The sequence below is a fragment of the Pseudaeromonas pectinilytica genome (assembly GCF_054780855.1).
In genome coordinates this window covers 1-12,799 of record NZ_BAAGVN010000024.1, presented here as the reverse complement: position 1 = coordinate 12,799, position 12,799 = coordinate 1, and the positions used below count along the sequence as shown (strand labels likewise).

General features: G+C 55.3%; 13 protein-coding genes. 8 read left to right on the top strand and 5 right to left on the bottom strand.

The window, feature by feature from the left end; all coding sequences use genetic code 11:
- Nucleotides 1-168 precede the first annotated feature (168 nt).
- A complete protein-coding gene (locus ACYVG7_RS02025; RefSeq protein ID WP_460881576.1) occupies nt 169-1,788 on the top strand; it encodes a diguanylate cyclase in 1,620 nt (539 codons plus the stop codon).
- A gap of 396 nt (nt 1,789-2,184) precedes the next feature.
- On the opposite strand, the gene ACYVG7_RS02020 is transcribed toward ACYVG7_RS02025, so the two are convergent.
- Together ACYVG7_RS02020 and ACYVG7_RS02015 are read right to left on the bottom strand one after the other, a co-directional pair.
- Nucleotides 2,185-2,295: a helix-turn-helix domain-containing protein gene (locus ACYVG7_RS02020; protein WP_460881578.1), complete on the bottom strand. Its 111-nt coding sequence runs from the start codon at nt 2,293-2,295 to the stop codon at nt 2,185-2,187.
- 18 nt (nt 2,296-2,313) lie between these two features.
- Entirely contained in the window at nt 2,314-4,596 is a 2,283-nt protein-coding gene (locus tag ACYVG7_RS02015; protein WP_460881575.1) for a heavy metal translocating P-type ATPase, read from the bottom strand.
- Nucleotides 4,597-4,679: 83 nt separating this feature from the next.
- On the opposite strand from ACYVG7_RS02015, the gene cadR reads away from it, so the two are divergent.
- Nucleotides 4,680-5,111 (top strand): Cd(II)/Pb(II)-responsive transcriptional regulator, encoded by a 432-nt coding sequence (cadR, locus tag ACYVG7_RS02010; RefSeq protein WP_460881574.1) that lies wholly within the window; start codon nt 4,680-4,682, stop codon nt 5,109-5,111.
- 48 nt (nt 5,112-5,159) lie between these two features.
- On the opposite strand, the gene ACYVG7_RS02005 is transcribed toward cadR, so the two are convergent.
- Nucleotides 5,160-6,146 (bottom strand): GlxA family transcriptional regulator, encoded by a 987-nt coding sequence (locus ACYVG7_RS02005; protein WP_460881573.1) that lies wholly within the window; start codon nt 6,144-6,146, stop codon nt 5,160-5,162.
- A 132-nt stretch (nt 6,147-6,278) separates the two neighbouring features.
- Between ACYVG7_RS02005 and ACYVG7_RS02000 the strand changes: the two genes are divergently transcribed.
- On the top strand, nt 6,279-7,172 hold the full coding sequence (locus ACYVG7_RS02000) for an MBL fold metallo-hydrolase (protein ID WP_460881572.1): 894 nt from the start codon (nt 6,279-6,281) through the stop codon (nt 7,170-7,172).
- A gap of 360 nt (nt 7,173-7,532) precedes the next feature.
- The gene (locus ACYVG7_RS01995) at nt 7,533-8,015 is read left to right on the top strand and encodes a glycine zipper 2TM domain-containing protein (protein ID WP_460881571.1); all 483 of its coding nucleotides are present in this window, start codon (nt 7,533-7,535) and stop codon (nt 8,013-8,015) included.
- A gap of 160 nt (nt 8,016-8,175) precedes the next feature.
- Here the strand turns inward: ACYVG7_RS01995 and ACYVG7_RS01990 are convergent, their stop codons facing one another.
- The gene (locus ACYVG7_RS01990) at nt 8,176-9,264 is read right to left on the bottom strand and encodes an alpha/beta hydrolase (RefSeq protein ID WP_460881570.1); all 1,089 of its coding nucleotides are present in this window, start codon (nt 9,262-9,264) and stop codon (nt 8,176-8,178) included.
- 29 nt (nt 9,265-9,293) lie between these two features.
- Nucleotides 9,294-9,923: an NAD(P)H-dependent oxidoreductase gene (locus tag ACYVG7_RS01985; protein WP_460881569.1), complete on the bottom strand. Its 630-nt coding sequence runs from the start codon at nt 9,921-9,923 to the stop codon at nt 9,294-9,296.
- A 203-nt stretch (nt 9,924-10,126) separates the two neighbouring features.
- Between ACYVG7_RS01985 and ACYVG7_RS01980 the strand changes: the two genes are divergently transcribed.
- The 4 genes from ACYVG7_RS01980 to ACYVG7_RS01965 form a co-directional block, all read left to right on the top strand.
- A complete protein-coding gene (locus ACYVG7_RS01980) occupies nt 10,127-11,038 on the top strand; it encodes an AraC family transcriptional regulator (RefSeq protein ID WP_460881568.1) in 912 nt (303 codons plus the stop codon).
- A 91-nt stretch (nt 11,039-11,129) separates the two neighbouring features.
- Entirely contained in the window at nt 11,130-11,882 is a 753-nt protein-coding gene (locus tag ACYVG7_RS01975; protein ID WP_460881567.1) for a DeoR/GlpR family DNA-binding transcription regulator, read from the top strand.
- 10 nt (nt 11,883-11,892) lie between these two features.
- Nucleotides 11,893-12,504: a Gfo/Idh/MocA family protein gene (locus tag ACYVG7_RS01970; RefSeq protein ID WP_460881566.1), complete on the top strand. Its 612-nt coding sequence runs from the start codon at nt 11,893-11,895 to the stop codon at nt 12,502-12,504.
- Nucleotides 12,468-12,799, top strand: a 332-nt coding sequence (locus ACYVG7_RS01965; RefSeq protein ID WP_460881577.1) for a transposase, incomplete at its 3' end; no start/stop codon positions are given. The genes ACYVG7_RS01970 and ACYVG7_RS01965, both read left to right, overlap by 37 nt.

Genomic DNA, 12,799 nt, shown 5'->3' with positions numbered 1-12,799 from the left:
GAAAATCCAACGAAGAGGTAATGGATTTCAAGTGTGACGAGCTGATTTCTGAAAAAACAGATGCCGATTCAAGGGCGCTTACAAACAATGAAACTGTAGTCGTAGTATGCCTTCCATCCTCTTGGTGAAGGCTTTGCACTTACTTGTGGCATCCGAGGAGCTAGATCATTGGCCTTCTTTGACATCGATATACCAACGGCAATCAAACTGTGCACGATGGCCGACCTCTCGATAGTTGCACTGTTGTGGCTATATCGCTATGAGGGAGGCTCGAAACGCGCGCTCTCTTTCTTTGTCTCCGGCCAGTTCCTAAGGGCGCTCGGGATGTCGCTGATCAGCTTTCGGGGTATTATTCCACTGCTGCTCTCAGCCCATGCCGGTAATATCCTGTTCTATATCGGAGCCGCGCTCGAAATGTTCGCCTTCACACTGATCAGCCCCTCGCGCTTTCACCTCAAAGAGCCACTCATCGCGGTCGTCGTGACAGGAGCACTGCTGTTTGCGAGCATCGATTTCCTGTATCCGGATCAAGCAGTCGCCAAAACACGGTATGTTCTCGTCTCCAGTCTCGTGATTAGTAGCCTGTATGCTTTGGGAGGTTTGAGCTTGCTCGGCGTCACATGTTCGTCGCGGCTACGGAAAGGGCTAGGTGCGATCTTTATCGTCCTGGCGCTGTGTCTCCTTGGCCGTATCCATCCATCATTTGCCCATGGGATGAACATTTTCACACCGGAATTGATCCAATCACTGACCTTTGTTGCCATCCTCATCGCGACTGTCGTTTGCGGTATAGGTTTCATGCTCTTGATGCACGAGGCGGCGGACCAGGCCCTCCGGCTAGCGGCCACGACGGACGCGCTCACCGGGCTCGCAAACCGGCGACGGTTCAACGAGGTTTTGAACACCGAGTTTTTCCGGCTCAAGCGATCCGAGGCGCCGCTCTCGCTGATCATCCTGGACGTGGACTACTTCAAGCGTTTCAACGACCGCTACGGCCATGTCCAAGGGGACGAGTGTCTGAGGGCTATCGGCCAGGCGATCAAGGCTTCCGTCCACCGGCTCCCTGATCTCGCGGCCCGGTTCGGTGGCGAGGAATTCGTGGTCATCGCGCCCGAAACGAACGCCAATGGAGCACTGGCTCTGGCAGAACACATTCGCCATGCTGTCACCAGATTGGAGATTCCCCATGAAGACAATACGGCCGCCCCTCATGTGACGGCTAGTTTGGGCGTCGCAACCCGCTATGCGAGCGAACTCGAAACCCCCGAGAACCTTATCGAGCTCGCAGATCAGGCGCTATATCAGGCTAAACATTCTGGGCGAAACCAGACGCAGATCCGGTTCCGGCAGGGGGATGAAGTCGGCAAGAGGCCAGAGCTCGTGCGTTTGGTCTGGAATGATATGGCTGAGAGTGGTCATCCCCGACTCGACGAAGAGCATCAAGCTCTTTTCGATCAAGCCAACCATCTGCTTTTAGCCATCATGGACGGGCGGACCAAGGCGGAGTGCAGGACTCTTCTGGATTTAGCCCTGGAGACCATTGCCGGTCATTTCAGGGATGAGATCGAGCTCATCGCCACCACGTCCTTTCCCGATATCGAACATCACCGCCGATGCCATCAAGCGCTTCTAGGAAAGGCCGTTAAATTGTCCGAACGCTTTGACCACGACGAGCTCTCGATCAGTGAGTTGTTTGGCTTCCTAGTCCACGACGTCATCGTCCAGCATATCATGGGCGAGGACCGAAAATTCTTCCCCTATCTTCCGAGGCTGGATCTTGAAGGGTGAGTTGCCACGATTGGCACCATCGTGCCAATCGCCAAGGAAGACGCTGAACGATTGAACGATTGAACGATGAACCGTTGGCGCTCTTGAATCAGGTGAGTTCCATGTTCGGACAATCCGGTGATGTCGAGTACCGCCTTGGCGAAGTAGAAAATTCCGCATCACCGGCTCAATGGCCTCTTCGCGTGCCCGTAGCCGATTCTGCCTCTAACACCCGACCGCACAAGGCCTCACCGCACGGGGGGGCCTGGTTGTTATGGAGGCCGAACGACCATTGCGTGATGCAATCAGGACAGTTTTGAAACCACCACTGGATGTGGCTGGCTATCAGACTCTGCATGTCCGATGTCGCATCACCAACGGAAAACCAGTACACATAACCCGATAAGGAACATGCACTTAAAGAGACGCTCTTTGCCGCTGCCGAAAGTCCGCTGGCGTACAGCCTGTTTCACGCTTGAAGAATTTACTGAAATTAGTCGCCTCTTCGAAGCCCAGCTTATCGGCAATGTTGGCGATGAGGCGGCTCTATTTACGCAATAGCCTGAGTCCATTCGCAACAACCAGCAGGCTGGTGCCCACATCGGCAAACACCGCCATCCACATAGTTCCGGATCCCATCAAGGTCAGGACGAGAAACACGGCCTTTATCCCTAGGGCCAGCGCGATGTTTTGCACCAGTAGCGCATGCGTTTCGCGCGACAACTGGATGAAACGCGGCAGCTTGCGTAGATCATCATCCATCAGCGCAACATCTGCCGTTTCGATGGCCGTGCCCGTACCCGCCGCGCCCATGGCGAAGCCGATGTCGGCGCGCGCGAGTGCCGGACCATCGTTGATGCCATCGCCAACCATGCCGACCACGCCGCTGCTTGCGAGCTTTTCCTCTATCACGCTGAGCTTGTCTTCCGGCAACAAGTCGCCGTGTGCTTCATCGATGCCGACCTGAGCCGCAATGGCGCGTGCCGTGTGGGTATTGTCCCCCGTCAACATGAGGGTCTTGATGCCCATGGCATGTAGATCTGCGAGGGCTTCGCGGCTGTGTTCTTTTACGGTGTCGGCCACCGCGAACAATCCGTACACGCCTTGCGTATCCGCTAGCAGGATGACGGTTTTACCTTGTTCTTCCAACGCCGAGAGTCGTGCTTCCAGTTCGTCCGAGCACAGTCCCTGTTCGTGGATTAGGCGATGATTTCCCAAGTAGTACAGACTCCCGGCTATCACACCCCGCGTACCGCGTCCGGGTAGGGCTTCAAAGTCTGCAACCTCCTGATGCGGGATGCCGTCACGCTTGGCGGCTTCACTCAGGGCGCGGGATACAGGATGGTCTGAGCGGCTGGCGAGGCTTGCTGCCAGACTGCGAACGTCATCAACACCTTTACGACCTAGCAATGTGAAGTCGGTTTGCACGGGCTTGCCGTGCGTGAGCGTACCGGTCTTGTCGAGCGCCAGCCATTCCAGTTTGCGGCCTTCTTCGAGATAAACACCGCCTTTGACGAGGATGCCGTGACGCGCGGCCGCAGCCAGACCACTGACGATGGTGACAGGCGTCGAAATCACCAAGGCACAGGGGCAGGCGATCACCAGCAGCACGAGCGCTTTGTAAATCCAGGCGAACCACTCTCCCCCCATGAACATGGGTGGCAGGATGGCGACCGCTACCGCAATGGCCAGGACGATAGGGGTATAGACACGCGCAAACTTGTCGACGAATCTTTGTGTCGGCGCCCGCACGCCTTGTGCGGCCTCGATGGCATGAATAATGCGCGCCAGCGTGCTGTCGCCTGCCGTGGCGGTAACCAGATACTCAAAGGATCCGGCCTCATTGATCGTACCCGCGAACACAGCGTCGCCCTCAGCCTTTTCCACGGGCAGGCTTTCGCCGGTAATGGGTGCCTGGTTGATGGTCGAACGCCCGCTCACTATCTGTCCGTCGAGCGCGATGCGTTCGCCTGGTTTGACGCGCACCCGCGCATTGAGCAAGACAGTCTTGGCTTCGGTCGTCACCCAAGTCCCATCATCTTGCTGCACTGTGGCTTGTTCGGGAGCCAATTGCATTAGCCCGGCAATGGCGTTGCGGGCGCGATCCAGGGATTTGGCCTCAATCAGTTCGGCGATGGTGAACAACACCATCACCATGGCCGCTTCGGGCCACTGCCCGAGCAAGAGCGCCCCTGTCACAGCGATGCTCATCAGCGCATTGATGTTGAGATTGCCGTTGCGAACCGCGATCCAACCCTTCTTGTAAGTGGTGATGCCGCAGGCCAGTACGGCAATCAATGCCAGCACTGCCGCAACCCACTCAGGGAGTCCGCTCCAATGGGCAACTTCGGAAGCCAGCGCGGCACATCCAGCCAACATCAGCGGCCACCATGGCTTAACGGGCCCTGATGCAGCTCCGTCTGTCACCGATACCTCATTGGCCAACTCAGGGGTAAAGCCCAGCGAACGGATGCCCGCCAGGATGGCATCCATGGCTTGGGGCTCGTGCGTTACAGTCAGTACCCGCTGCATCAAGTTAAATTCCATGTCGGAAACGCCGGCCATTGCGCCCAGTTTCTTGCGCAGTAAAGCCTCTTCGGTCGGGCAATCCATCTGCATGATCCGGATAGGGGTCAGCACCGCATCACCGCTGTGCGTTGACTTGCCCAGCTTCAACAAGGGGACATCTTCGCGTTGATGATCGCAACAGCATCCGGTACCTCTGCTCAACGCAGCGGGCGAAGCCGCACAGGACTTGTTGGCATGTGCATGATCGTGTTCGTGGGAATGCGCATGATCGTGTTCTTTGTGTTGGACGGGGACAGACATGGTGGGCTCCTGATCCTGATGTTGGATTGCTTCATTCCACACCCTGAAGCTACTATAGAGTCAATCACTTTATGGAGGTCACGATGAAAATCGGGGAGCTGGCCCAGGTTGGGCAATGCACAGTCGAAACGGTGCGTTACTACGAGAAGGAGGGGCTGTTGCCTGCACCCGCCCGCACGGCCGGCAATTTCCGGCAATACGGCCCGATACACGTCGAGCGCCTGCGCTTCATCCGCAATTGTCGTGCGCTGGATATGAGCCATGGCGAAATCCGTATTTTGTTGGATCTTGCCGACCAGCCCAGTCACGGTTGCGCGGCTATCAATGCGGTGTTTGATCAGCACATTGCCCACGTCGAGGAACGTATTCGTGAGCTCATGCAGCTCAAAGAACAATTGAGCGGTTTACGCAAACGGTGCATGAGCGAACAGGCTGTTAATGACTGCGGCATTCTGCAAGGGCTGGCCGCAATGGAAACCGAAGCGAAACAGGAACGCCATACACATCTGGGCTGACGAAACCACGGCGATAGAAATGCAGAAAAATATCTGTTTAGACCCTATCTATAGGCGTCCAGGGCTGTTTTGAGCATCACAAAAACTGCGCCGGTACTCGGAAGGGGATGTGCCCAGTTGCACAGAGAATTGCTGCCGCAGGGCCAGTGGCGTTCCGAACCCCACCTCAGAAGCAATCCATTCGATGGACATATCGGTCGTTTCCAGTAGCTGCTGGGCAAGCGTCACCCGCTCGGCATTGAGCCACTTGATAAAGGTGGTGCCCGTAGTTTCACTAAAACGCCGGGTAAAGGTCCGCCGACTCATCATGGCGACACGAGCCAGAGCATCCACCGATAACGGCTCGGATATATGCTCGCGGGCCCATGCCAGCACAGATTGCAGGCGGTTTTCACTGGCAATCTGGGGCACCGGACGCTCGATATATTGGGCCTGTCCACCTTGTCGATGGGGCGGTGTGACTAAATGCCTCGCCATCCGGTTCGCCACATCAGAGCCATGCCGCTGCCGTAACAGATGCAGACAACAGTCGATGGCTGCGACGTTACCCGCCGAGGTGACGATATGCTCATCCGCCACATACAACACATCGGGACGAAACAAGGTCCGGGGAAAGCGTTGCGCAAATTGTTCACGCGCCAGCCAGTGGGTTGTCGCTTCACGGCCATCCAGTAAACCAGCATCCCCCAGCACAAAAGCCCCCAGGCATAGACCAACGATCAAGACGCCTCGGGCATGGGCCCGGCGCAGGACATCCGTCAGTTCGCAGGGGGCCGGTGTCGCCAGATCGGACCAGGCAGGGACGATGATGATGTCCGCATGGTTCATCGCCGACAGATCGTGCGGTACATCAATCACAATCCCTTGATCACTGCACACCCGACCTGGAGTGAACCCACAGTAGCTCACGTCGTACTCAGGAAAATTAGGGGGCCGATTGACCACACCAAATACCAGGGATGGCACGCTCAGCTGAAATAGGCTGACTCCCTCGAAAGCCAGAACCGCCACACGAGTCGGCGATGCGCCCGTCATAAGACCCCCCTTTACGGTGTTGAACACGCCATAATGGCCTAAAACAATCATATATTGTCATTCAGGCCAATGTCGAATTCAAACCCATGCCGCCACACTAGCACTACAAATTCATACCCGTTGGAGCAAACCATGAAACCGATGAACACGATGCGAGCCATCACCCTCCTGCTGGGCCTGGCGGTAGGCAGCACCTTGGCACAGGGTGCAACCGAAACGACGGCACAGCCGGATCCGCAACCGGTGCAAATTCAGCAAATCCGCAACGCCACAGCAAAAATTAACTATGCGGGCAAAACATTCCTGCTGGATCCCTTGCTGGCCAAGAAAGGGGAATACCCCGGTTTTCCCGGCACGTTTCATAGCGAGCGGCGCAACCCTCTGGTGGATCTCCCGATGCCCGTCAACGAGGTGATGAAGGGGGTCGATGCCGTTATCGTCAGCCACACCCACCTGGATCACTGGGATGGCGGCCACCACAATTTCATCCCTAAAGATATCCCCCTGTTTGTCCAGCATGCGGCGGATGCAAAACTAATTCGCGATCAAGGATTTAAGGATGTCCGCATCCTGGAGGAAGATACCGTCTTTGAGGGCGTTCATCTGACCAAGACCGGAGGACAACACGGCTCGGACCAAATGTTCAGCAATCACCAAGTGGCGGCTCTGCTGGAACAGGCCATGGGGATCGTCTTCCAGGCTCCCGGGGCAAAAACCGTCTATGTGGTGGGCGACACCATCTGGCGCACCGAGGTCGATCAGACCTTAGCCAAGTTCAAGCCAGAGGTGATTGTGCTGAATGCAGGCGATGCTCGTCTGGTTGGTTTTACCGGCTCCATTATCATGGGCAAAGATGATGTGCTCCATGCGGTTCAAACGGCGCCGAACGCCACCATTGTTGCCTCGCATATGGACGCCATCACCCACATGACCTTGAGCCGACAAGAGCTGCGGGATTTCGTCAAGCAGCAGGGTATTCAGGAACGGGTTCGCATTCCGGCGGATGGCGAAACCATGAAGTTCTGATGGCGATCGCCCACCTTGAACCGGTGGGCGATCTTTCGTCATGGTTGAACCCATCAGGCATTTGGCAGGAACAGTCGTGATGAAGTCGTCTGTCGCTGTCGCACTGCATCTCGCCATGGAGTTCATCGCTGAACTCACATTACGTCGTCCCACGATTGTCATACACTCATAGCGATACAAACGACGCCGTAATACGCCCCACGGTTTCAGGGCCGGCAACGGCGCACGGTTCTGTGCTCACCGTCTGGCATGGGAGTGATGGTGATGATGTCGACATCATTTGCGGCCTGAAGCGCGTACTGACACGAACCGGTTAACACGCACCTGTGGACACTCGCTGACGAGGATAATGAGATGGTCATGATAAAAAGGAACTTGGGTACCGCCCTACTCTTGCTGGTTATGGCAGCAGATACGGCCCTGGCGGGAACGGCGCAAGAGATCCAATATGGCGTGGTACAAGAGGCACGGAGCTTCACCGACAGCGCCAGTGCTACGTCCGGCTCGACATCGGGCAATCGTCAGGGCTTACGAACCCTAGGAGCTGCGGCCATCGGTGGCGCGGTAGGGAATCAGTTTGGTGGTGGTACAGGACAGGATATCGCCACGGCGACCGGAGCCGTGGCGGGTGCCCGAGCCTCACGTCGTCGCCAAGCAGCCGAAACCAATACCACGGCGTCCAGTGCCGCTGGGCAGCAGATGGTTGAATTAACGATCAAAACCGATGCCGGTAAACTGATATCCGTGGTTCAGCCGAGCACACCCGAGCTGAGTTTTGCCAAAGGGGATAAGGTCCGGATCCTGACCTCGGGATCGGATACCCAGGTGGATAAGGCTAAATAAGTCGCTCACTCCCTTCGCTGTGCGTGAATCGGCCTCGTCGAAGAGTGAGTCCGATTCACGGCTCCAACGATCTGGAGCCGTCAAACGACTCTCTTTCCCGGACAAGTGATCTACATTTCGGAACAGCTAGTTAGTCGATCCTATATTCCAGATTCAAGCTTTAAATATTCTGTTTAAAGAATGGAGCTAATTTCTTCACGGCCTGATCAACATGCTCGGGTTGATCATACAGGGTCATATGCGTTGCGCCTTTCACCACAAACAGCTCCTTCTTACTGTTGGCTAATTCATAAGCCTGCTTGCTCTGCCACAAGGAGCCTGCGTCACTACCCGCAATCAACAGTAAAGGTTGCGTCAACAACTCACCCATCTGATCAAATGCCGAGAATGCCGTCATTTTATCGATACTGGTAAACAACATCTGATTTGTTGAGTTTGGATGCTGGCCTCGAGGGGTCCGATAATATTCATAGGCCTCGCGCAAATCACGGGGTGTATTGGCATCCGGTTGTGGGACGTAATTAACATATAATGGTTCAGCTCCGTTAGCCTCGGCGGTACGTTGCTTCGCTACCGAGTCCAGCAGCTTCAGCTGCTCGGATACCGGAACGTCGCCATTCCATCCTTTGCGAGTGGTTAATCCAATATCCACTGCGCTGACGGTGCCTACCGCTTTGATCCGGTGCTCGGTCATTGCAGCATTGATCGTGTAGCCCCCTCCGGCACAAATACCTAACGCGCCGATGCGATCCTGACTGACAAAAGCTAGCGAGCTCAGGTAGTCAACGCCGCTACGAATGTCTTCAACTCGCTCTGTTGGATTTTCAAGAAAGCGAGGTTCGCCACCACTGTCCCCCTGATGTGAAGCATCAAAAGCCAGAGTAACAAATCCCTCGCTCGCAAGTTTTTTGGCGTATAGACCAGCGGTTTGCTCTTTGACCCCGCCGCCCGGATGCGTCACGATAATGGCGGCATATTTCTTATTTTTATCAAAGCCATCAGGGAGATATAGATCCCCGTCCATGCGGATCGCCCCATTCTTGAAATACACATCTTGCACCTGTTGCCCGGCGTTTAAGCCAATCAACGGATCTTTGTCAGCAGTTCCGGCGGCAAAAGCTGCTTGAGAACTTAATAACAACGCGACAGTTAAAACGGCTCCAGCCTTCATAGATTTTCTCCAGTTGAACTTTGTTTTTCCCAAGCGTCCCAATGAGACATCTCTATCGATTATTTGCATGTACTTCATGGTGAAGATCACTCCTAAGATTCTGATTTTTAGCGATCGTTTGGTTGCAATGCTGACAGAGCAACCTCACCAAAAGCCTTGGCTAATTGCTGCTTCAGCCGGGTTAGGTCGCCATCAATATCGGGATTTTTCATCACATCAAAACAAGAGAAGGAGGGTAGGATTTCCACGCCGCAAAACTTGTAGCTCGCCGTGTAGTTGACCATCACATCATCCACTGATTTACCGGCCAGCAAGCGCTGCTGGGGATCATCAAACGCCTCCTTGGGAGCATTCCAGGTCAGCGACAGCATATGCTGTTTGCCCTGCATCTTGCCGCCAGTCCCGTACTGCTTGCCCGGATCGGACCGAGTCCGGCCATCGCCATCCAGGAAGCAGCCTTGCATCATCCCCGCCGTGAACACCTCATCCAGGTATTTCTTGTAAATCCAGGGGGCGCCAAACCAGTACACCGGCGATTGGGTCACGATGACGTCGGCCCACAGGTGTTTTTCCACCTCCTCCTGAAGGTCATAGCCCTGCTCGATCGACGTCTGCTGGACGGCATAGCCACGTTGCGCCATTTCCTGCTGGATCAGCTCGGCAACGGCGCTATTCAGCTTGCCGCTCGAGATCCCGTCATAAAACTGATGGGCATTGATGATCAGTACCTTCTTCATCTCGAACTCCTCATTGCTCGCCATGGCTCAGTCGTCCGCCTGGCTCGGACTTGATGACGGTCAGTGTGCGCCGAGAGAGCAGGAACTGGTTTGCCTGATCCGATGCAGTTATTGCCCGATCTGATGGATATCCGGCCAATGTGCAGAGCCGGATCCCGGAAACTGCTAGGCTTGCTGTTAGGACAAATCTTCACGAGCAGACGATGAAAAACCCTACCGCAATGCAGTCGACCACGAGCAGTGAGCTGGCGACCCTGATCAGCGATATTGCCCAAACTGACGGCGACTACCCGACATCGATCCCCGCACTGATGCTCTACCGGCGTAGTGCGGCAACCGATCCCATGCCATGCATCTATGGTCTCGGCTTGGGACTGGCCGTGCAGGGGGGCAAACGGGTGACCCTGAGTGATGCAATTTTCGACTACGGGCCAGGAACATCGTTGCTCACTGCGGTGGACTTGCCCGTTGTCTCCTATGTGACGAAAGCAACCATTGCCGAACCCTATCTCGGACTACGCCTGGAGCTGGATGCCAGAACCATTGCCCATGTCTGTGCCGAGATGGATCTATCGCCCCGCACCAAGGCCGTTCCGACGCGGGCCCTGGCAGTGGTCACACTCGATGAGGGTTTGCTCCAGGCGATCATCCGGCTGGTGAAGTTGTTACACGAACCCCAGCTGACACTCCACATTGCCCCCTTGATTCAGCAAGAGATCGTCGTCCGGCTATTGCACAGCGAACATGGCCCCGCCCTGCGTGATCTGGTTGCCACGGGCTCGCCTAGCCAGCAGATTGCCAAGGTGATGACCTGGTTAAAGTTGCACTATCCGCAACGCATCTCGATGGATGAGTTGGCACAAAAAGCCCACATGAGCCCGTCTACCTTCCGGCACCATTTTCGGGCGATCAGCGGGATGAGTCCCCTGCAGCACGTCAAGAATTTGCGCCTGCAAGACGCGCGGCAAAAAATGCTCAACGAAGCCGTGGATGCAACGACGGCGGCCGTCCAGGTAGGCTATGAAAGTGCATCCCAGTTCAATCGGGAATACACCCGCTTGTTTGGCGCTCCACCGCTCAGAGACATCAAACGGGTACGTAGTCGATCGGAATAACGTAAGCGAAATTAAGTTATTGGCGCCAAATGTTGCACATAAACTTACAATCACGTACAAATAGACACCTGCACATCAGCATGAGGCCGCTATGACCCAGGACGAGCGCATTCTGGAACTCATCGAGATCATCCACCAGCAGGGAAAGGTCACTCAGGAATTCATCTGCCAGCGGTACGGGATCTCCTACGACTCGGCGCGCCGGGATCTGCTGAAGTTGGGTCAGGTGACAGGCATCTTGCGGGTACGGGGTGGCGCCATATCGCAGCCGCCTAAATTAGCCGGTCGCTCCTACCGGCAGCGCAGCGAGCCGGACGCCACCAAGCTGCGACTGGCCCGTTATGCCGCCAGCCTGATCCAGCCCCAGGATGTGGTGTTATTGGACACCGGCACCATACCGGCGGAAATCGCACGCGCCACCGCCGTCGAAGCCTGTTTTATCACGAACTCGCTGGATATTCTGGCGGAATGCAGTGACAAGGAAAGCATCCGGAAAATCATGCTGGGCGGCGAGTTCAATCCCTTTAATCGGGCCATCTATGGTGCCGAAGCCATTCGCCAAATCAGCCGCTATCAAGCGGATAAAGCCTTTATCGGCGTGCCCGCCTTCTCGGAACATGGACTCGGCTGTGAACAGGAGCTGGAAGCCGAATTCAAACATGCGATGACCCGGCAGGCGGCTTATCGTATTTGCGTCTGTGAATATGCCAAGTTCAATCAACGTCTGGTATTTCATGGCGCTGGCTGGGATGACATCGATTGTGTGATTACCGATCAGCCGCCACCGGCTAGTTTTATCGAATTATTCACCCGGCATGATATTGATTTGCGCGTCGTGGCCTAAGGAGCGTTGAATGAAGATTGCATTAGTGGGTTCAGGTAATATTGTTCACTCCTGTCTGGATGCATTAAGCCGGGTGGATGGCGTCACTATTTATGCGCTCTGTGTCCGCGAATCGAGTCGGGAGAAGGGAGAGAATCTGCAACAACAATATGCCATCCCCCATCTGTATACCGATTACCAACAATTATTGCAGGATGAGCAGATAGATTTTATCTATCTGGGCATCCCGAATAATCTGCATTATGCTTATGCGCGCCTGGCACTTGAACATAACCGGCATGTGATCTGTGAAAAGCCATTAACCTCGAACCTGAATGAGGCGAGCCAATTAATCGCACTGGCTAAATCACGACGACTGTTTTTATTTGAAGCCATAACCTCGATCCACACCCCGGTCTGGAAATGGCTGCAATCCCAACTCCCGAGTCTCGGGCCATTACGCCTGGTGCAATGCAATTATTCGCAATATTCGAGTCGCTATGATGATTATCAGCGGGGCATTATTCATCCCGCCTTCGATCCGGCCATGTCGGGTGGTGCCTTATATGATATCAACCTCTACAATGTGTATGTCACTTGCGCATTATTCGGCGCCCCCCAAGCCGTACATNTCAGCAGTTGACCGAAGGCCAACGATACCAGATATCCGTTCTTCGTACACAATCGATGTCCGTCTCCGCCATGGCCCGCGCCATTGGCGTCCATCGCTCCACGCTCTATCGGGAGTTACGGCGTAACAGCCAGGATGGGTATCAGCCTGACTATGCACAGCAGCAGGCGAGATTTCGCCGTACCCACGCTCGCAAGGCTCGGATACCCAACTGCGTGCTCCCATTTGTTGAGCTGGCCCTTTCTTGGCGTTGGAGCCCGGAGCAGATAAGCGCCATCGGCAAACGTATTGGATTACGGGTGAGCCA

Excerpts from the sequence above, each read along its gene's own strand:
- ACYVG7_RS02015 (WP_460881575.1), bottom strand. The coding sequence starts at position 4,596 with ATGTCTGTCCCCGTCCAACACAAAGAACACGATCATGCGCATTCCCAC.
- cadR (WP_460881574.1), top strand. The coding sequence starts at position 4,680 with ATGAAAATCGGGGAGCTGGCCCAGGTTGGGCAATGCACAGTCGAAACG.
- ACYVG7_RS02005 (WP_460881573.1), bottom strand. The coding sequence starts at position 6,146 with ATGACGGGCGCATCGCCGACTCGTGTGGCGGTTCTGGCTTTCGAGGGA.
- ACYVG7_RS02000 (WP_460881572.1), top strand. The coding sequence starts at position 6,279 with ATGAAACCGATGAACACGATGCGAGCCATCACCCTCCTGCTGGGCCTG.
- ACYVG7_RS01995 (WP_460881571.1), top strand. The coding sequence starts at position 7,533 with ATGATAAAAAGGAACTTGGGTACCGCCCTACTCTTGCTGGTTATGGCA.
- ACYVG7_RS01990 (WP_460881570.1), bottom strand. The coding sequence starts at position 9,264 with ATGAAGTACATGCAAATAATCGATAGAGATGTCTCATTGGGACGCTTG.
- ACYVG7_RS01985 (WP_460881569.1), bottom strand. The coding sequence starts at position 9,923 with ATGAAGAAGGTACTGATCATCAATGCCCATCAGTTTTATGACGGGATC.
- ACYVG7_RS01980 (WP_460881568.1), top strand. The coding sequence starts at position 10,127 with ATGAAAAACCCTACCGCAATGCAGTCGACCACGAGCAGTGAGCTGGCG.
- ACYVG7_RS01975 (WP_460881567.1), top strand. The coding sequence starts at position 11,130 with ATGACCCAGGACGAGCGCATTCTGGAACTCATCGAGATCATCCACCAG.